The organism is Bradyrhizobium algeriense, from assembly GCF_003062295.1.
Lineage (GTDB): Bacteria > Pseudomonadota > Alphaproteobacteria > Rhizobiales > Xanthobacteraceae > Bradyrhizobium > Bradyrhizobium algeriense.
In genome coordinates this window covers 50,952-67,948 of record NZ_PYCN01000014.1, presented here as the reverse complement: position 1 = coordinate 67,948, position 16,997 = coordinate 50,952, and the positions used below count along the sequence as shown (strand labels likewise).

General features: G+C 63.3%; 22 protein-coding genes. 11 read left to right on the top strand and 11 right to left on the bottom strand.

Going from position 1 to position 16,997, the window contains the following annotated elements; translation table 11 throughout:
• Window position 1: 1 nt before the first annotated feature.
• From C7G61_RS24565 to C7G61_RS24555, 3 genes are all read right to left on the bottom strand, one after another.
• Window positions 2–1,051, bottom strand: coding sequence for a phenylacetaldoxime dehydratase family protein (locus C7G61_RS24565; protein WP_108519257.1), 1,050 nt, complete (start codon window positions 1,049–1,051; stop codon window positions 2–4).
• Between the two features lie 30 nt (window positions 1,052–1,081).
• Window positions 1,082–2,095 carry a carbon-nitrogen hydrolase family protein gene (locus C7G61_RS24560; protein ID WP_108519256.1) on the bottom strand — a complete coding sequence of 338 codons (1,014 nt, stop codon included), beginning with the start codon at window positions 2,093–2,095 and terminating at the stop codon, window positions 1,082–1,084.
• A 159-nt stretch (window positions 2,096–2,254) separates the two neighbouring features.
• The gene (locus C7G61_RS24555; protein WP_420836792.1) at window positions 2,255–3,208 is read right to left on the bottom strand and encodes an AraC-like ligand-binding domain-containing protein; all 954 of its coding nucleotides are present in this window, start codon (window positions 3,206–3,208) and stop codon (window positions 2,255–2,257) included.
• Window positions 3,209–3,466: 258 nt separating this feature from the next.
• On the opposite strand from C7G61_RS24555, the gene C7G61_RS24550 reads away from it, so the two are divergent.
• A complete protein-coding gene (locus tag C7G61_RS24550) occupies window positions 3,467–4,087 on the top strand; it encodes a GNAT family N-acetyltransferase (RefSeq protein WP_108519254.1) in 621 nt (206 codons plus the stop codon).
• 119 nt (window positions 4,088–4,206) lie between these two features.
• On the opposite strand, the gene C7G61_RS24545 is transcribed toward C7G61_RS24550, so the two are convergent.
• The 3 genes from C7G61_RS24545 to C7G61_RS24535 all read right to left on the bottom strand — a co-directional run bounded on the left by C7G61_RS24545 (window position 4,207) and on the right by C7G61_RS24535 (window position 5,610).
• Window positions 4,207–4,509, bottom strand: coding sequence for a hypothetical protein (locus tag C7G61_RS24545; protein ID WP_108519253.1), 303 nt, complete (start codon window positions 4,507–4,509; stop codon window positions 4,207–4,209).
• Window positions 4,510–4,596: 87 nt separating this feature from the next.
• Entirely contained in the window at window positions 4,597–4,896 is a 300-nt protein-coding gene (locus C7G61_RS24540) for a putative quinol monooxygenase (RefSeq protein WP_108519252.1), read from the bottom strand.
• Window positions 4,897–4,923: 27 nt separating this feature from the next.
• On the bottom strand, window positions 4,924–5,610 hold the full coding sequence (locus C7G61_RS24535; RefSeq protein ID WP_108519251.1) for a DUF2161 domain-containing phosphodiesterase: 687 nt from the start codon (window positions 5,608–5,610) through the stop codon (window positions 4,924–4,926).
• Window positions 5,611–5,801: 191 nt separating this feature from the next.
• Here C7G61_RS24535 and C7G61_RS24530 point away from each other — a divergent pair, with 191 nt between their 5' ends.
• Entirely contained in the window at window positions 5,802–6,515 is a 714-nt protein-coding gene (locus C7G61_RS24530; RefSeq protein WP_108519250.1) for a hypothetical protein, read from the top strand.
• On the opposite strand, the gene fabG is transcribed toward C7G61_RS24530, so the two are convergent.
• Window positions 6,512–7,192 carry a 3-oxoacyl-ACP reductase FabG gene (fabG, locus tag C7G61_RS24525; protein WP_108519249.1) on the bottom strand — a complete coding sequence of 227 codons (681 nt, stop codon included), beginning with the start codon at window positions 7,190–7,192 and terminating at the stop codon, window positions 6,512–6,514. The two genes, C7G61_RS24530 and fabG, sit on opposite strands and share 4 nt — an antisense overlap.
• A gap of 250 nt (window positions 7,193–7,442) precedes the next feature.
• Here fabG and C7G61_RS24520 point away from each other — a divergent pair, with 250 nt between their 5' ends.
• On the top strand, window positions 7,443–7,643 hold the full coding sequence (locus C7G61_RS24520; RefSeq protein ID WP_057839937.1) for a hypothetical protein: 201 nt from the start codon (window positions 7,443–7,445) through the stop codon (window positions 7,641–7,643).
• 85 nt (window positions 7,644–7,728) lie between these two features.
• On the top strand, window positions 7,729–8,424 hold the full coding sequence (locus C7G61_RS24515; protein WP_108519248.1) for a hypothetical protein: 696 nt from the start codon (window positions 7,729–7,731) through the stop codon (window positions 8,422–8,424).
• Window positions 8,425–8,438: 14 nt separating this feature from the next.
• Here the strand turns inward: C7G61_RS24515 and C7G61_RS24510 are convergent, their stop codons facing one another.
• Together C7G61_RS24510 and C7G61_RS47065 are read right to left on the bottom strand one after the other, a co-directional pair.
• A complete protein-coding gene (locus C7G61_RS24510) occupies window positions 8,439–9,194 on the bottom strand; it encodes a tyrosine-protein phosphatase (RefSeq protein WP_108519247.1) in 756 nt (251 codons plus the stop codon).
• Window positions 9,195–9,395: 201 nt separating this feature from the next.
• Window positions 9,396–9,518, bottom strand: coding sequence for a hypothetical protein (locus C7G61_RS47065; RefSeq protein WP_256474405.1), 123 nt, complete (start codon window positions 9,516–9,518; stop codon window positions 9,396–9,398).
• A gap of 405 nt (window positions 9,519–9,923) precedes the next feature.
• Here C7G61_RS47065 and C7G61_RS24505 point away from each other — a divergent pair, with 405 nt between their 5' ends.
• Complete coding sequence (locus C7G61_RS24505) at window positions 9,924–11,492, top strand: CYTH and CHAD domain-containing protein (RefSeq protein ID WP_190241956.1); 1,569 nt, start codon at window positions 9,924–9,926, stop codon at window positions 11,490–11,492.
• 81 nt (window positions 11,493–11,573) lie between these two features.
• Window positions 11,574–11,894, top strand: coding sequence for an MliC family protein (locus C7G61_RS24500; protein WP_108519245.1), 321 nt, complete (start codon window positions 11,574–11,576; stop codon window positions 11,892–11,894).
• A gap of 90 nt (window positions 11,895–11,984) precedes the next feature.
• On the opposite strand, the gene C7G61_RS24495 is transcribed toward C7G61_RS24500, so the two are convergent.
• Window positions 11,985–12,185 (bottom strand): DUF2735 domain-containing protein, encoded by a 201-nt coding sequence (locus C7G61_RS24495; RefSeq protein WP_108519244.1) that lies wholly within the window; start codon window positions 12,183–12,185, stop codon window positions 11,985–11,987.
• A gap of 571 nt (window positions 12,186–12,756) precedes the next feature.
• Here C7G61_RS24495 and C7G61_RS24490 point away from each other — a divergent pair.
• The 4 genes from C7G61_RS24490 (at window position 12,757) to C7G61_RS24475 (ending at window position 16,241) form a co-directional block, all read left to right on the top strand.
• On the top strand, window positions 12,757–13,794 hold the full coding sequence (locus C7G61_RS24490; protein WP_108519243.1) for a glutamine synthetase beta-grasp domain-containing protein: 1,038 nt from the start codon (window positions 12,757–12,759) through the stop codon (window positions 13,792–13,794).
• Between the two features lie 192 nt (window positions 13,795–13,986).
• Window positions 13,987–14,691 carry a hypothetical protein gene (locus C7G61_RS24485; RefSeq protein WP_108519242.1) on the top strand — a complete coding sequence of 235 codons (705 nt, stop codon included), beginning with the start codon at window positions 13,987–13,989 and terminating at the stop codon, window positions 14,689–14,691.
• A gap of 6 nt (window positions 14,692–14,697) precedes the next feature.
• Window positions 14,698–15,384 (top strand): substrate-binding domain-containing protein, encoded by a 687-nt coding sequence (locus C7G61_RS24480; RefSeq protein ID WP_108519241.1) that lies wholly within the window; start codon window positions 14,698–14,700, stop codon window positions 15,382–15,384.
• Between the two features lie 32 nt (window positions 15,385–15,416).
• Entirely contained in the window at window positions 15,417–16,241 is an 825-nt protein-coding gene (locus tag C7G61_RS24475; RefSeq protein WP_108519240.1) for a tetratricopeptide repeat protein, read from the top strand.
• A gap of 13 nt (window positions 16,242–16,254) precedes the next feature.
• On the opposite strand, the gene C7G61_RS24470 is transcribed toward C7G61_RS24475, so the two are convergent.
• Entirely contained in the window at window positions 16,255–16,698 is a 444-nt protein-coding gene (locus tag C7G61_RS24470) for a DMT family transporter (protein WP_420836791.1), read from the bottom strand.
• A gap of 139 nt (window positions 16,699–16,837) precedes the next feature.
• Here C7G61_RS24470 and C7G61_RS24465 point away from each other — a divergent pair, with 139 nt between their 5' ends.
• Window positions 16,838–16,987, top strand: a complete 150-nt coding sequence (locus C7G61_RS24465) for a hypothetical protein (RefSeq protein ID WP_108519238.1) — start codon at window positions 16,838–16,840, stop codon at window positions 16,985–16,987.
• Window positions 16,988–16,997 lie beyond the last annotated feature (10 nt).

Below are 16,997 nucleotides of genomic sequence, written 5' to 3'. Positions count from 1 at the left end.
TTCAGGCCGCCTCCACCGTCTGCACGGCGTTCAGCATTCCGGTTTGCGGATGACAATCCACATATTCGAAAAGCTGTTCGTCGGCGCGGGCGACGGTGACTTCGTGGTAGAGCCGCAGTTTTGCGGCAGGCCCCAGCGTCGACAGATATTTCATGGCGGCGCCGAAAATCCTGACATGGGTCGGATGCGATTCAGCCCAGCGTTCCAGCGCCGACAGGCTTTTCCACCAGCTCATGCCGTAGGATTTTTCGGTCACGGCGCCGTCCGCTCCGACGACGGTCATGTAACGGTTGGCGTAGCAGCCGATCGAACGTCCCTGGTCGCGCAAGAAATCCATGCCTTCCCGCAGCACCGGCTCGACATCGCCGAGATACATCTTGCGTTCGGCGGCTTCGGTGTTGCCCCAATCCTGGCCCGATCGGATCAGGCAGAGGTTGTCATGCGGCACGATCCGGATGCGTGCCCCGTCGCGGATCGCGCGGGGCGCGCCTGACGGCGCCATCTCGCTGGTTTGCGACAACGGGATGCGGTCGCGCATGCCGCCCCAATAGGCGTGCTCCAAAACTTCGCCGCTCATGCCGTCGGCGAGAACGGCGACGCCTTCGGGCCTTCCGAGGGAAGAGAACAGCGTTTCATAGCCCTCCACGGAGGGATAAAGCGCTTCGATGAAGGTACCGAACCCGTTGTTGGTCCGCTGCTCGCCGGTCCAGCGCTCGCGCGCGGCCGGAAACCAGCGATCGAATGTTTGCCGGTCGTCCCAATACGCCACTGTGACGACGTTGGTGAAGCCGGCCTCGTCGACATAGCTCGCGCGGTCCCAATGCGATGGGCCATCGGCCGTTGCGAAATCCGACGTGAGCCGCGCCAACGCCTGCTCGGCGGCGGCCGGCGGAGCGCCGCGGGATTGGAGGCCGAAATAGGCCATCACCACCCGCGTCACGTTTGGTCTGTGCCGCGCCACGAAGGACGGGTAGGGCGGCGCATAATCGTCGCCGACCCGGCGGTGACGCGTACGTGCGGTTTGCAGATGTTCGGGAATCGCGGATTCCATCGGCCTGCTCCTTGTCAGAATAGAAACGCTTCAGGCCTGCAGCCTGATTTCGCTCATGACCTCGGCATCGACGGGAAGCGAGAAATGCTCAACACGGTTGGCGCGCGTGGTGTTGAGCAACAGCCGCGTGACGTCGGGCCGCGAATAATGCCCGGCCGGATCGGCGGCGTTCTTCGCTACCCCGATCATGCCGAGATCGATATCGGCGTACAAAATGCCTTCCTGGTCGGGCGGCAGTTTCTCGGCCAGCGAACTTCCGTCCGGCCCGTAGATCACCGCGTGGCCGCCGCCAGTATGCAGGAAGGCGTGCTTTTCGGGGGAGTCGCAGAGCTCGTCGATCATTGCCTGCGAAACGACCGCGCAGGGACCGAGGAAGAAGCACGACCCTTCGACCGCATAGACCTTGCTGGCGGCGTTGTTGACCTCATGGCCGAGCGCATGCGCGAATGGGTCGTACAGCGAAAAGCTTGGCCAGGCGCCGACATGCACCTGTTCGTTCTGGGCGTACATCGCGTATTTTGACAATGGCTGCAGATGCTCCCAGCAGCACAGCGCGCCGAGTCGTCCGACGTCGGCGCGATCGTGGACCGCAAGATCGCTGCCGTCGCCTTCGCCGAACACGGTGCGTTCGGCATGGGTCGGACGCAGCTTTCGGCGCTTGGCGATGGTCTCGCCGTCGGGGCCGATCAGCCATTGCGCGATATAGAGACTGCCGCCGTCGCGCTCGGATAGTCCGAGCACCGCGGTCAGCTTGGCGCGCTTCACGGCGTTGCGGATCTTTTCCGCCTGCGGGCTGTCGAAGGCGAGCGAATTGTCGAAGTAGCGCTGCACGAAGCCGCGGCCTATCGCCCAGGCGGGCGCGCCGAGCCAGATCTGCCACGGATATCCGGGAATGAAGGTCTCGGGAAACGCGATCAGCTTGGCGCCTTGCGCGGAAGCTTCCTCGATCAGCGCGATGGTCTTGTCGACGGTAGCATCGAGATCGAGAAAAACCGGCGCCGCCTGAACCACCGCCACCTTGTATTTCTGATGAACCAGACCCATCGCATCGTTCCTTTCGCGTTGGCGACCGACAATCGCTCGGTCGCCAACCTACAGCCATGGCGACGCACGCCGCTTGTCCGCAGCGGCACGAAAACTTGTCTTAACCGGCAGATGGACGCCGGATGGCTGTGGCGTGGCAGGAAGGAGGATGCGGGGCGGTCAATGGCGCGGCAGCTCGCGCCATTCGCGCGGCGAGACGCCGAACCGCTGCTTGAAGATGCGGCTGAAATGGGCGAGGTCGTTAAAGCCCCATGCGAAGGCGATCTCGCCGATGTGCCGGGCCTGATACGCAGGATCGGCGAGGTCGCGCTTGCAGCGCTCCAGCCGCTGCGTCTGCACGTAGCCGCGGAACGAGGTCTGTTCGGCGGCCATCAGATCGCTGGCGTAACGCCGCGAGATTCCTGTCGCCGCCGCGGCGCGCGGCAGCGATAGTTCGGGATCGGCGAGATGCGTCAGGATATGATTCTTGAGGCGATAGAGCAGCGCTGACCGGTGGACCGACTGGTCCGGCAGGCGCGCGTGCAGCCTGTCGGCAAGCGTCATCGCGAGCAGGTCGAGCGTCTGGTCGAGCAGGCGGCTTGCGGCCGCGGCATCGACCTGCTCGATCGTCCGGCTCACATTGCGCGCGAAATCATAGGTCAGCCGTTCGAGCGGACGATCGCCGGCGAACGTGGTCGCGGTCAAACCATCGAACGAGCCGACGCGCTGTTGCAGCAGCTTGCGCGGCATCTGGAAGATGGTCTGCGAAAAACTGTCGTCGAAGCGCAGCTCGTAGGGACGGGTGGTGTCATAAAGGACGAATTGTCCGGCGGAGACAACAGCTTCGCGGCCGTCCTGGAAGACGCCGTTCACGCCGTTGTTGCCGAGCGCCATCAGCACGTAATCTTCGCTGGCGCGGGCTATTCGCGACGGCGTACGGAATACCCGCTGGGCGGTGGAATCGACCTGCGTAAGCGCCACCGGTCCGATTCTGCATTGCGACACCGCGCCCCAGAACGCGCCGCGCATGTCCGATTTGCAGTCGAGGCCGACGAAGGTGTCGCAGACGATGTCCTGCCACACCGCGAGCCGGCGCTCCGGAAGGCACGAACTCGTGTCGAGCATGACAGCCACGACGGACCTCCACGAACCATCCGGGTGTTGTTTAAAGCCTGCAGCGTTCAGAAATAAGCAATCCCCGTGCCCAGTCTGCGCCGGGTGCCCAGCCTTCACAATTGGTTAATAGTGATGTCGCTAAGCCGCTGGAATGATTGCCATTATTTAAGGCAGTATACGGACAATCCGGGCTTGAATTTCATGCTGCGATGCACAATATAGATGGTCTAGGGATTCGACGCCTCCTCGAGGGCTTCTCTCAGAGGAGTTTAGGATATGTACCTCACCCATATCGCGGCCGCGCTCGCCAATAGCAGCGTGCGCACGCTGAGCCAGCAGGAAGAATTGCCGCTGTTGCGCGATCACCTGCTGCGGCTCGACCGCACCAGCCGCCGCGACCGTTTCCATGGCTTCATGGACGACAGCTTCATCGAGCGCTACGCCGAGAAATGCGCCAATGACGGCACGACCATCATCGCCTTCTTTGAAAACGGCGTGGTTCGGGGCGCAGCGGAGCTGCATCCGCCGGACCAGTCACCGGATTCGCTGCCCGAGATCGCCTTCAGCGTTGAAGCGTCGGTGCGTCGGCGGGGCGTCGGCAGCATCCTGTTCCGCAAGCTGATCACGGTGGCGCGCGCCAAGGGCTACAAGAGCCTGCGGATCACGACTGGTGCGCAGAACGAGCCGATGCGGGCGCTCGCCAACAAGTTCGGCGCGCAGCTGGTGTTCCGGCACGGCGAATCCACCGGTACCATCGACCTGACGAAACAGGATCACACAGAGCTTGCGACCACCTGGGCGGACAGCACGCTGAACGCCGCGCGCACGGTCGCGAATTTCAACCGCGCCTATTGGCGGATGCTGCTGCGGATGTATGGCTGGGGTCGCGCTGCCTGAGCGGCGCGTTCAATCAGGGCAATTCGCTGATGTTGGATCCAGCGAATTGCCCAAAACTTAGAGCCCGGTTCTGATTGAAACAGAACCGGGCTCTGGTCTTTTCAAAAACGCTATGGGCTTCAGGTGCCGGTGCGCTTGTCGTTGCCGAATCGCCTGATGACACGGCGCTCGACCACGACGGCGCGCTGGGCGCCTTGCTCGCCCGCGATGATGCGGGTGGCCGATCGCGCTACGGCGCGGCCGGTCTTCTTCACTTCAGCCAGCACTTCCTCGTAGGGCAGGCCCATCAGCGCGGCGGCGATTTCCGCCTGCTGCTGCTGATCGTCGGTGATCCCTACCGCGGCGAAGATTGCCTCCTCCAGCGTCGGCGGATCCCGCCGCACGCGCCGTGTGCCGTATTTCGTGTTCCAGTCTTCGCTCATAGGGGCCTCGCATATCATTGCGGAGATACCTAGGTGCCCTTATGCTGCATTGCAATACGAATTTCGCATGGCAATACAGCCATGCACCTACAATTTCTCCAGCCTGGTAGCGTCATACAGTTCGATGGTGGTGGCGCTTTCCGCAAGGGCTTGCAGCGACCGGACGAAATCGCGCGAGGCAGGGACGGCAAAATGCGCCAGCAGGGCGGCGCGATCGGCCCATTGCTCGAAAAACACCAGCCGCAGCGTATTTTCACAATCGACATGGACGGCGTGGGAGATGCAGCCGGGCTCGGTGCGCGAGCGACGAACGTGTTCGAGACTCAATTTGCGTACCTCGTCAAAGCTGTCCGCGCGCGCGGTCACGCTGCCGGTCACCACGATCATGTTGTCCTCCCGTTTTTGTCGCAGCTCTCACGGCGCGGAATTGCCGGCGGCGCTCAGGTCCAGCGGCTGCTGCGGCCAGCGCTTCAGCGCGGCATGTCCGGCATCGGTCAACACATAGATGCCGCGCTCGGCGCGATCGAACCAGCCATAGACGTTATGCAACAGGATTTTTCCGGCGTCGGGAATTTCGGTTCGCAAATCCTTCACACGCCGCGGCCCGCCTGACAGCGCCGAGGCGCAGGCCAGCGCCTGCTGGCGATAGGCCGTCATGATCGGTGCGCGCGTCGATCCGCCCATGGCAGGATCGCCCTTGCGCTTCTGATGCTCGGTGACCAGCCGTGACCGCTTTTTTGGGTTGCGGCGAGGGGCTGCCGTCGCAGGCTGGACGATCACCTCGACATCGCCCGTGTTGGTGACCGCCAGCATGCCGAAGCCCAAGCGGCGGCAGAGATTGCGATAGCGCGCGTCGCTCTCGCGGCCCTTGCCGCGGGCCGATAATTTGGCCGCCAGCCAGACCTCGTCGGCTGCGCCCGCGCGATCCACCGCCTGCAGGATCAGTTCCAGGTTAAAGGAAAGCTTCAGTTCGCCGATCACCACGACCGGCGGATCGTCGCCGCTCAACGCCACCAGGTCGCAGCCCCCGACCTCGCCCTTGACGGTGAAGCCGAGCTTTTCCAGGAAGCGTTTGACGGGAAGATAAAGCGCGGTTTCCAAGATTTGCTCCGGCGGCGCGTGGGCCGCGACTCAACGTCCGGACTCTAGCCGAATTCCGGCAAAGCGTTTGATCGGGCAGCATCTCAGCGGCTAATCTGGGGCCGGGGACAAGGCCAACGGCAATTGAGGGAACCCCGCGATCGATCGTTCGCGGGGCATAGACCTTTGCCGATTTTCGGAGTGAGCAGGGCGTGCTGAAGGGGTTGTACAAATTCCGTTTCACGACGGAGCGCGGCGAAGGTTCCGGCGTGATGTTCGCCACCGCGGGCGGCAGGCTCTATGGCGGCGATTCCGGCTCTTCATTCGTCGGCCATTTTGTCGAGGCCTGCGGCGTCGTCTCCGCCGAATGCGTGATGTCGCGCCACTACCACGACCCCAGATATGTCCCGATGTTCGAGGTCGACAATATCGCGATGCATTTCACCGGCGTGCGCCGCGGGGAGGAAGTTCATTTCGAGGGCGGCAGCGCGGCCTTGCCGGGAGTCCGGTTCACGACCGTGCTGACCCCGATCAACGATTCCGACGCGCCGCCGCCCGGTGCGGTCGGCCCCGACGGGATTGGCAACGGGCTCTACTCCATCCACATCCGCATGCTCGACGGCATCGATGCCGGCAACACCGGTGTCATGATGCTGCATGACGGACGCATCAGGGGCGGCGATGCGTTCTTCGACTATATCGGGGCCTACACGGCGGCGAACGGGAGATGGAAGGGCGAACTCGTCAACCGCGAACATACGGCAGCAAAGGGCGAGCGGCCGGTGTTTGGCGGCCATGAGGTCGGTATCGGTTTTTCCGGCACGTATGACGGCGAGGGCGCCGAAGGCGAAGCCACCGCGCTCGCCGGCAAGCGCAGCATCCGCTTCAAGGCGGTGCTGCGAAAGCTGGTGGAGATTGAAGGCTAAACCCTCCCGTTCACCGGCAGCAGCGCGCCGGTGACGGCGCTTGCGGCGTCGCTGGCGAGGAACAGGATCACGTCGGCCAATTCCTTCGGCGTCACCCATTGGGTGAAATCGGCTTTGGGCATGCTGGCGCGGTTGGCCGCGGTGTCGATGATCGACGGCAGCACGGCGTTGACCGTGATCTTGCCCTTGAGTTCGGCAGCAAGCGCCTCGGTGAGGCGGTGCACGCCGGCCTTGGAGGCGGCGTAGGCGCCCATGCCACTCCCGGCCTGCAGCGCGCCCATCGCGCCGATATTGATGATACGGCCGGCGCCCGACGCGATGAGATGCGGGATTGCCGCGCGCGATGCGTTCAGCGCGGTCATGACGTTGAGCGCGTACATCCGCTGCCACGTTTTGGGATCGCCGTCGGTCACTGTCTCGAATGCGAAGCCGCCGGCGATATTGATCAGCGCGTCGAGCTTGCCGAAATGCGCCGCAGCGGCCGCGATCGCCTTGCCGGCCTGGGCTGCATCGGTGAGGTCGACACCGCCGAGCTCGAACAGATCAACCGTGGCCGGCACTTGCGTCGGCGCATGATCGACGCTTGCAATCCGGGCGCCCCGCGCCAGCGCTTCGTCCACGACCACCCGGCCGAGCGCACCCAGCGCGCCGGTCACGACAATGACTTTTCCGTCCATGAAGGGCCTCCGCCTGCCGGGAAACGGGAGCGCACCATATCAGGAGTTTTTCACTGGGATGCGGCGAATTCTGCATGGAACGATCTGTCTCACGCGCCCAAATTGCCGCGAGCCGCGCCCATCCGGAGGAGGCGAATTGCGTAGGACTACGGGATAGGGCGGAATCGATAAAATTTGCCGGAGTTCTGTAAGCCGTTTTCAGAATCCGTTCGGTACAACCGGCTACCAACAAAAAGGCAGGGGATTTGTCATGGGTTTGCCGGATCACGGTTTACCGCTTGTTCAGCTTAAGGAGCAGCGGCGCGACCTGGTCGTAGCGCTGCAGAATCGCAGCGGTCCGGTCTCGAGCTGGGAATTGATGCAGATCGCTGCGATCCAGCAGGCGATCTCGGCGTTCGAGGACGTCATCGCCGATCTCGATGCCGAAATGGAAATGGAAGCGGCCGCTTGAGCCGATAGCGCGCCGCCCTCCGAACCGTCCAAGGTTTGGTTTGCGGCCTACTTTACGGTTTGCGTGCGCCGGATAGGATCGCGGCATGCGCCCAGCTCTGGCTCTTCCACTCGTTCTTACCGCGCTCTATGTGCAGCAAGCGGCTGTTGCGCATGCGCAGGCCTGCGTTGCCGATCAACAAGGCGGCCTCGTGTGCGGCGAGGGGAAGGCCGCCATGCGTGTCGTCGCCGACACCACTTCTCCATCGAAGAATTACGCGTTCGCCTGGCGCAGCGAGCAGGGCCTGCCATCCGGCCGCGATCTGCAGCCAGCCGGCGTCGAAAATCTCCTGATCCGCATCGCTGACGGCACCGTGCTCGCCAAGCTCGGTGGTGAGTATTGGGCGACCGGCGAAATGCGGGCGAACCGCTACGATCTGCTCGCGGTCTGGTCGCCCGATAGCCGGGCGGTCATCGAGGTCGCGAACAGCCGCTGGGACAGCGATTCCTTTGCCTATTATCGGATTGACGGTGCAACGGCGACCAGGCTCGACCTGCGCGCGCTGGTCGAGCCTGTCATGACGGCCAGGCTGCCGCCGCGAAATCGACAGGGCAATTCCTTTCGTGTGCGTGAGGATCTGCCGGTGACGCTCGATGCGCGCGGCCGCCTGCGCTTTACCGCGATGCTCTATGTGCCCAAGGGCGAAACCAGCAACGACTATAAAGTGCAGGTCAACATCAGGACGACAGGCGACAAGCCGTCCGCGCTGGTCGTGTCGGTGCGGCGGGTGAAGTCGGACTAGGTCAGTCTTGTAGATCAGCCTTGCAGGTAGCGCGCTTCGAGGCTGGTGCGCTCGGCGGTACCGAGCCCGAGGCCGTCGCGAAGATAGGTTTCGAGATCGCCATAGTCGGCGTCGATGGCATCGAACGCGGCGGCAAGAAACGATTGCTGCACCGAGCCGAGCACCTGTTTGACGTCGTCGGGCAGGTCGATGCTTGAGTTGGGATCCCGGCGGTAGAAGCGATTGGTCAGGAGATAGTCTTCCGAGATGATGTCGTCGGCAACGCCGAGCGTATGCAGGATCAGCGCGCACGCAAAACCGGTGCGGTCCTTGCCGGCGGTGCAGTGGATCACCAGCGGCGCGCGATCTTCCAGCAGATGTGCAAACAGCGTGCGGAAGTGCTGCGTGTTTTTCTGTACATAGCTGCGGTAGGAGTCGCGCATCACCTCGACGGCATGGTCCGTCGACAGCGGCGTGCCGGCGGCCGCGATGGCGCGCAGCGCCGCGACGACGGTGGGTTCGACCGGGAGCGAATGGACGGTGATTTCACGTATGCCGCACAGGGCGGCGGCGCGTTCCTCGGTGCCGCGAAAGTCGAACGCGCTGCGGACGCCGAGCTCCCGCAGCACGGAGACATCGTCGTCGGTGAGATGGCCAAGATGGTTGGAACGGAATATCTGCCGCCAGCGCACGGTCCGGCCGTCGCTGGTGGGATAGCCGCCGAGATCGCGGAAATTGCTGGCGCCGGAGAGATTGAGATGGCGGGCGGGGGAGGCAGGGGATTCTGTCATCGGCGGTTTGAACGATCTCGTGGCTTGCGGACAAACGACGGAGGGCATGCTGCTCGCCCCCGTCTCGTCTACACTGAACCCGCCATGTGGCGAAACATCAATTGTCGGACGATTATGATTTTTGGCGCTTGGCGTTCGTGAAGGGGATATGGAATCGAAAACCCGAAAGCGAAGAAGCCGCCTACTGAGGCGGCCTCTGGGCTATTTCTGTGGCGGCGGCACCTTGACCGGGATATGCGGCGTGGTGCTAACCACCTTTGCGCTTCCGTCCGAAGCAAAACTCCTGAGTGTTTCCAGCACCAGGAAGAATTTCTCCGCAAGCATGGCGGGACCTCCTCCGGCTAGTTGATTTGAAATAGAGATTATCACCCTTGCAGGGCGGTGACCATACAACTTGCGAAAGGCCGGGGCCCGCCACCCGAGGGCGGTCTTGGTTTGAAGGCCAATAACAAGCCCGGTTCCGTACTGCTGTGCCCCGGGGTCAACCACCCCTGGCCTCACCCGGCACTGCGAATCAGGCTGAACCTGCTCTTGGTCTGAGAGAGGCGTTCCCGCGGCTTGCGGCGCCGCGCGTTACGCGCAATCCTGCGTCGCGCAAACCCTATTATGTGATCCTCGCTTCAATTCGTAGGCTCATTCCCCTGGATAACTTGGACACGCCTTTTCATTGTCATAAAAAATTCATACACCGCCCCAATGGTAACATCGTTGAGCGCGCCGCAGCCAGTCGTGAGCGATTCCGGCGCGACGATGGTTGTGCGACGGCCCGAACAGGCGGAAATCGAACTTAAGCTGCTCGCGCCGCAAGGCGCCCTCGAGCAACTGCGCGAGATGCCTGTCATCGTGCAGCATGCGCGCAACCGCGGCGCGGTTCACCGGCTGGAAACGGTGTATTACGACACGCCGGAGCGCCTGCTGTTCCGGCATGGCATGTCGCTGCGCGTGCGACGCAGCGGCAAGCACTTCATTCAGACACTCAAGCTTCTACCCAATGCCGGACGACCTCTGACCCGACGGCAGTGGGAAGCATCGGTTGACAACGTCGCCCCCGATCTGGAGCGGCTTCCCGTCGACGAGGTCGGCGATCCCGTGACGACGCTCACCAACGACGCGCTGGTGCCGGTTTTCGCGACGAGAATTCGCCGGCACGCGCGGCAGCTCGATCTGCCCGATGCTTCCGTTGAAATCGCATTCGACGAGGGGATGATCGAGGCCGGCGGGCGCCAGGAAGTCCTGTCCGAAATCGAACTTGAATTGAAGAGCGGCAATGCCGGCATCCTGTTCGATCTCGGAACGCAATTGCTCGACGCTGCGCCGCTACAGGTCGGTACGCGCAGCAAGGCGGAGCGCGGCTATGCGCTCGCGTTCGACGTCGTGCAGCCGGCGGCGAAAGCCGAGCCGTTCAGTATTACCGCAGAGCATGTGGTCGACGACGTCATCGCACTCCTGTTGGGGACCTGCTGGCATCATCTTCTGAAAAATCAAGCCGTGGCGGAGGCGGGATCGGACCCTGAAGGCGTGCATCAGATGCGCGTCGCCTTGCGCCGCTTGCGGACGATATGTGCGCTGTTCCGGCGCGATATTCCGTCGCCTGCATTCCAGACGGTCAACAGCGAAGCGCGGTGGCTGATGCAGCAGCTCGGCCCGGCGCGGGAGTGGGATGTTTTCGCCGAGACGACCATCACTCGCCTGGTCGCGGCGGCTCCGGATGTCGATTTCGGCGGCCTGCGCGAGGCGGTCGAACGGCAGCGCAAATCGAGCTACGCCGCCTTGCAGACCGTTCTCGCCGATCCCCGCTGCAGCCGTTTCCTGCTCTCGCTGGGGCAGCTGGTCGAAAGCCGTGGCTGGCGCAACGAGATCGACAGCGAAGCGCTGGCGGCGCTGTCGTTACCGATGCCGACGCTTGCGAACAAGATTTTGGCGCGCCTGCATCGCAAGGCGCTCAGGCGTGGCGCGCATTTTCGGCAGCTCAACGTCGATGCGCAGCACGATCTCAGGATCGACCTCAAGAAGCTGCGTTATGCGGCGGAGTTCTTTCTGCCGCTTTATGCCACGCAGGCGCGCGCCAGGCGTTACGCGAGGCGGCTCGCCAGGCTCCAGACCAGTCTCGGACGCGTGCGCGACATCGCAAGCACCCGCGTTCTGCTCGACACCATCAGGCAGGAAGACCAACCTGCGCTTCATCTCGCCATCGGCGCAGTGGCTGGTTGGCAAGCCCACGATCAGATTGCTGCTGCAAGAACGCTGCGCAAGAGATGGCGGCGGTTCAAAGCGGCGCCCGTATTCTGGGGCCGGTAGGGTCCGTCACCTGGACAAACGACGGAAGGGCATGTCGTCCGCTCCCGTCTCGTCTATACTGAAATCTGCAAGGGGCGAAATATGAATTGTCGCAGGAATACGATTTTTGGCGCTGCGCTATGCGCCGCGGCGGTGGCGAGCGCACCGTCAGCCGCGTTCGCGCAGTCGAGTTTCCGGAACTATCGCTGCGCCGACGGGGCGCAATTCATGGTCGGGTTCTTTCAGTACGATTCCCGCGCCCATCTGCAGCTCGACGGCAAGGCGCTCACTCTACCCAAGCGCGTGACGCTGTCGGGGTCGCGTTATCAGGCGAAGGGCGTGACCCTGAGGATCACCAAGGCCGGGGTCACGACGCTCAAGCATGCCAGGCGGCCGACCACCACATGCGAGCAGCAGACATGAAAAAGGGCCGAAACGGCGTTGTTCCGACCCTTTTTTAGTTCACCGTCCGCGCCTCACTTGGGCGCGCTTCTGCCAAACACCTTCCAGGCATCAGTGGTCACGCTCGTTGCTGTCGTCCGCAATGGCGGCGGCGTGGTACCAGCTACCGCTGCAGTCCGCGAGGTTGACCGGCTGGGCGGTCATCTCGGCCGTCTTGGTCTCGCCATAGCGACGTCCCCCGAGAGCCGCGCGGCCCCCGGCTGGGAATTGGTAGATCTTGGCAGACCCCTGACTCAAACCCGTATTCATCATGTCAGTCTCTCCTTCTATCGAAGCGCTAGCCTCCATGGTGCGCCCGACTCGTTCTCTAGTGGTTACAAAGGGCGATATCGTTCGTGCCCTCGATGGATGCAAGCTGACCAAGAGAGCGTCACATCGTGTCTAATTCGTAGGCATTCGCGGCGTTGCTTCCTGCAAGGCAGCGCGTGGACGATCAACGCATGAGCCGACGGGACGGTTGCCCGGGGAGGCTGGCGTGCCGGACGGGTGGTTCGGAGGGGTGGCGCAGCTTTAATCGCGGAACGGTCCGGAAGCGGAAATGCCGGAGAAATGAGCTGATTTCGAACTTCAAATCTGTCGCTCAGCCGCTCGTTTTGCAGGCCTGCCGCGCTTCTATGTCGCACCTTTTATTTGAGCTGGCGTGCCCGGCCTCCTGTGGACAGGTCTTGCCGCAGTGCAGCGATTGGCACGTTAAATGCTTAGTAGGGCGTGGCCTGACGTGGCCGGGTACACGTATGCGGAGACCTCCAGGGGGCTGGGCGTCAAAATCCAGATTTCAAGGCTTCGGTCTTCCGCATTCCACTAGCAACTCAAGAGAGGCTCAATGACCAAGTACAAGCTCGAGTATATTTGGCTCGACGGCTATACGCCGACGCCGAATCTGCGCGGCAAAACGCAGATCAAGGAATTCGACAAGTTCCCGACGCTGGAACAGCTTCCGCTGTGGGGCTTTGACGGCTCGTCGACCATGCAGGCCGAAGGCCACAGCTCCGATTGCGTGCTGAAGCCGGTCGCTGTCTATCCGGACGCTGCGCGGGAAAACGGCGCGCTGGTGATGTGCGAAGTCATGATGCCCGATGGCAAGACCCCGCACGCCTCGAACAAGCGCGCAACGATTCTCGACGATGAAGGCGCCTGGTTCGGTTTCGAGCAGGAATATTTCTTCTACAAGGACGGCCGTCCGCTCGGCTTTCCGTCGGATGGCTATCCGGCGCCGCAGGGCCCGTACTACACCGGCGTCGGTTACTCGAACGTCGGTAGCGTCGCGCGCAAGATCGTGGAAGAGCACCTCAACCTCTGCCTCGCCGCTGGCATCAACCATGAAGGCATCAATGCCGAAGTGGCGAAGGGCCAGTGGGAATTCCAGATTTTCGGCAAGGGCTCCAAGAAGGCCGCTGACGAAATGTGGATGGCGCGCTACCTGATGCTGCGCCTCACCGAAGCTTACGGCATCGACATCGAATTCCACTGCAAGCCGCTCGGCGACACCGACTGGAACGGCTCCGGCATGCACGCCAACTTCTCGACCAAGTATATGCGCGAAGTCGGCGGCAAGGAGTACTTCGAGAAGCTGATGGCGGCCTTTGACAAGAATCTCATGGACCACATTGCCGTCTACGGGCCGGACAACGACAAGCGCCTGACCGGCAAGCACGAGACCGCTCCCTGGAACAAGTTCAGCTACGGCATTGCTGACCGTGGCGCCTCGATCCGCGTTCCGCACTCCTTCGCCAACAACGGATACAAGGGCTATCTGGAAGACCGCCGTCCGAATTCGCAGGGCGACCCCTACCAGATCGCGTCCCAGATCCTGAAGACCATCGCGGAAGTCCCGACCGACGCCAAGGCAGCCGCGGCCTAAGCGATCCACGATATGATCCCGGGGGTGCCCGGGCTGCAAAGCTGATCCGCCAAGGCGAAACCGCCTTGGCGGATCATTGCGTTTTGATGACACGGCGTCTTGATGAGATTGATTCAAATACGCCGGTTCAAGACCGTTTCCCTGCGTTGTGAAGCGCGCTAGACAGCGGCTTGGCCTGCCGGGGACGCGGCATTGTTTGAGGGATTTTACAAAGTCAGGTTTCAGCTTGGCGCTGCGGTCGGCCGCAGCGTCATGTATGCGCGCGACGGCAGGATGCTGGGCGGCAATTCGGCGTTCGCCCATATCGGCACATACGAAAAGCGGGACGATGGCGTCGACATCGTGATCCAGACCGTCCGCCATAACCCGGACCCGGCTTATCGCGCGATGGCCGGCACCGACGATGCCACCCTGCTGGCGAAAGGCAGGGCTGACGGAGACCTCTATCGTTTCGAAGGGGGCTTGAAGGAATTGCCCGGCGTGGCGTTTCACTCGGTGATGACGCCGATCGAGCAGGACGCCGTACCGATCGCCGGCGGCGTCGGCAAGGATGGCATCGTCAACGGCCTCTATTCCATTCACATCCGCATGCTTGACGGTGTCGAGGGCGGCCTGACCGGCGTCATGTTGCTCAATGCAGGCCGCATCCTGGGCGGCGATGCCTCGTTCTATTATCTCGGCACCTACACCTCGGAGAATGGCCGCTGGAAGGGCCAGATCCTCAATCAGGAGCACACGCCGGCCATGGGAGATAACCCCATCTTCGGCGGCCACGAAGTCGGCATCGGCTTTTCCGGCACCTGCGACAAGGAGGGCGCGACGCTTGAGGCGACCGCGCTCGCCGGCAAGCGCAGCCTTCGCATGACCGCGGTGCTGAAGCTGATGCACCAAGTGTAGCGGCCGATGAGCGACGCCATCCGCGTGCTCTCGACGCTGGCTTTGAAGGGCGCCGTGCACGGCCTGGTGGGCCGCTATCAAACGGCCGGCGGCGCGCGTATCGATGCCGATTTCGCTCCGACATTGGCGCTGTTGAAGCGGTTGTGCGCCGGAGAGGCGGCCGACGTCGTGATCCTGACCCGCGAGGGGCTGGACGAGGTCGTCCGCGACGGGCGGGTGGTCGCTGAAAGTTGCGTGGATCTGGCCCGCTCCTGGGTTGGCATCGCCGTGAGAGCCGGCGCGACCCATCCGGATATCTCAACCGAGGCGGCGTTGCGTGCGGCACTGCTTGGTGCCCGCTCCGTGGCCTATTCGCGGCTCGGCGCCAGCGGCATTCTGTTCGCAAAGCTGATCGAGCGCCTCGGCATTGCCGCCGACATCAATGCAAAGGCGGTCATCATCCCACAGGGCTTTACCGCCGAGAAGCTCGTGACCGGCGAGGCCGATCTCGCGGTCCAGCAGATCAGCGAGTTGAAGCAGGTTGGGGGGATCGAGGTGGTTGGGCCCATTCCATACGAACTGCAAACGCCTGCGGTGTTTTCCGCGGGGCGAATGGCGGCGACGCACAAGCCGGCCGAGGCAGACCGGTTGCTGCGGTTTCTCGCCTCGCCCGAGGTCGCGCCGGCGTTGCGCGAGAGCGGGCTGGAACCTTGAATTTCAGGGCGTCTCGACGCAACCTGCGCTTTATGAAGAGGGCGCTCCAAGGCCTGCTGATCGTCGTCGTCGCTGCGGCCCTGGCGCAGGGCCCGGCCCATGCGCAGTCGGCCGATCTCGTGCTGTGCGACCGTGTTGCGGCCGATCCCGCCGACCCCGACAAACCGGTCGACGCGAAGGGTGTGACGGATATCGCGGCCTCCGACATCGCCACCGCCATCAAGTTCTGCAAAAGCGCCGCGAGTTCATCGCGCCGGGCGATGTACCAGCTCGGGCGGGCCTACGCCGCCAACCGGCAGGCGGCGGAAGCGCTTGCCGCCTGGCGCAAGGCGGCCGACAAGGGCTCGACCTCGGCCATGGTCGAACTCGGCGTGCTCTACGGTACCGGCGCGGGTGTCGCTCGCGACGAGGCGCAGGCGCGCAAACTGTTCGAGCGCGCAGCCCAGGCCGGCAATCCGCGCGGCATCAGCAACCTCGCCGCCCTCGGCGGCGGAGCATCCTCCGATCCGGCGCGTTCGCGCGAACTGCTGTCGAAGGCCGCCGAGACCAATGCCGAGGCGCAGTATCAACTCGGCATGATGCTGGCCGAAGGCAATGGCGGGGCGAGAGACGACACGGCGGCCCGCGCGCTGTTCGAGAAGGCGGCGTCGCAAAATCATCCCGGCGCGCTGGCGCAGATGGGCGCGTTCGCGCAGGAAGGCCGCGGCGGACCGAAGGATTCCGACGCCGCCAAAGCCTACTATCAGCGCGCCGCCGCGCTTGGCGATGAGGACGCGAAGAAAGCGCTCGAGCGGCTCCGCTGTCCCTATACGATCAAGGACAAGCGCGGCAACGTGGTGACGAATTTGTGCTTCTGAGACGCCCCGACGATCACTCCCTGATCAGGACGACGCCGGCAATCAGCAGCACTGCGCCTGCGAAACGCGCCGCGCTGACGGGATGCGGCGTCAACCCGAATGCGCCGAAATGATCCAGCGTAACCGCGGCGAGCACCTGGCCGGCGATGACAAGCGCAAACAGCGTCGCCGCGCCGAGCGAGGGTAGCAGCAGGATTGCCAGCAGGATGAAGGCGCCGCCGAACACGCCGCCGGACCACGCATACCAGGGCACATCGGTCATTGTTTTCCAGGACGGCACCCGCTCGCCGAGCGCGATCACCGCGACGATCATGGTGATGAAGCCGACGGCATAGCTGACCAGTCCCGCCCAGGCCGGCGACCCCAGCACCGTGCGCAGGCTGCCATTTAGCACCTGCTGGGTGGCGACGCTGACGCCGGCGCCGAGCGCGAGGAGATAAAGGAAGAAATGTTGCACCGAGGCCCCCATTCATTCCGCGCCGGGTAGAGCGATCCGGCATTGCAAGGCCCAAAGACAACGCGAATAGCCGGACCGGAACAAGAGGCCCCGCGGCGCAATTATTGCGGACGGGGGCTCGCAACAAGCGGTGCTTTCCATGATCCGAAAACTGCAATCGGGCGAATACCGGCTCTATTCCCGCAAAATAAACCCGAAAACGGGCAGGCGCCGTAACCTTGGAACCTTCAAATCCCGCGCGGCGGCGGAAAAGCACGAGCGCGCCGTGCAGTATTTCAAGCGGCATTGAGTCTGTGTGA

Excerpts from the sequence above, each read along its gene's own strand:
- C7G61_RS24490 (WP_108519243.1), top strand. The coding sequence starts at position 12,757 with ATGACCAAGTACAAGCTCGAGTATATTTGGCTCGACGGCTATACGCCG.
- C7G61_RS24495 (WP_108519244.1), bottom strand. The coding sequence starts at position 12,185 with ATGATGAATACGGGTTTGAGTCAGGGGTCTGCCAAGATCTACCAATTC.
- C7G61_RS24465 (WP_108519238.1), top strand. The coding sequence starts at position 16,838 with ATGATCCGAAAACTGCAATCGGGCGAATACCGGCTCTATTCCCGCAAA.
- C7G61_RS24500 (WP_108519245.1), top strand. The coding sequence starts at position 11,574 with ATGAATTGTCGCAGGAATACGATTTTTGGCGCTGCGCTATGCGCCGCG.
- C7G61_RS24540 (WP_108519252.1), bottom strand. The coding sequence starts at position 4,896 with ATGATCGTGGTGACCGGCAGCGTGACCGCGCGCGCGGACAGCTTTGAC.
- C7G61_RS24545 (WP_108519253.1), bottom strand. The coding sequence starts at position 4,509 with ATGAGCGAAGACTGGAACACGAAATACGGCACACGGCGCGTGCGGCGG.
- fabG (WP_108519249.1), bottom strand. The coding sequence starts at position 7,192 with ATGGACGGAAAAGTCATTGTCGTGACCGGCGCGCTGGGTGCGCTCGGC.
- C7G61_RS24515 (WP_108519248.1), top strand. The coding sequence starts at position 7,729 with ATGCGCCCAGCTCTGGCTCTTCCACTCGTTCTTACCGCGCTCTATGTG.
- C7G61_RS24520 (WP_057839937.1), top strand. The coding sequence starts at position 7,443 with ATGGGTTTGCCGGATCACGGTTTACCGCTTGTTCAGCTTAAGGAGCAG.
- C7G61_RS24550 (WP_108519254.1), top strand. The coding sequence starts at position 3,467 with ATGTACCTCACCCATATCGCGGCCGCGCTCGCCAATAGCAGCGTGCGC.
- C7G61_RS24560 (WP_108519256.1), bottom strand. The coding sequence starts at position 2,095 with ATGGGTCTGGTTCATCAGAAATACAAGGTGGCGGTGGTTCAGGCGGCG.
- C7G61_RS24565 (WP_108519257.1), bottom strand. The coding sequence starts at position 1,051 with ATGGAATCCGCGATTCCCGAACATCTGCAAACCGCACGTACGCGTCAC.
- C7G61_RS24510 (WP_108519247.1), bottom strand. The coding sequence starts at position 9,194 with ATGACAGAATCCCCTGCCTCCCCCGCCCGCCATCTCAATCTCTCCGGC.
- C7G61_RS47065 (WP_256474405.1), bottom strand. The coding sequence starts at position 9,518 with ATGCTTGCGGAGAAATTCTTCCTGGTGCTGGAAACACTCAGGAGTTTT.
- C7G61_RS24480 (WP_108519241.1), top strand. The coding sequence starts at position 14,698 with ATGAGCGACGCCATCCGCGTGCTCTCGACGCTGGCTTTGAAGGGCGCC.
- C7G61_RS24475 (WP_108519240.1), top strand. The coding sequence starts at position 15,417 with ATGAAGAGGGCGCTCCAAGGCCTGCTGATCGTCGTCGTCGCTGCGGCC.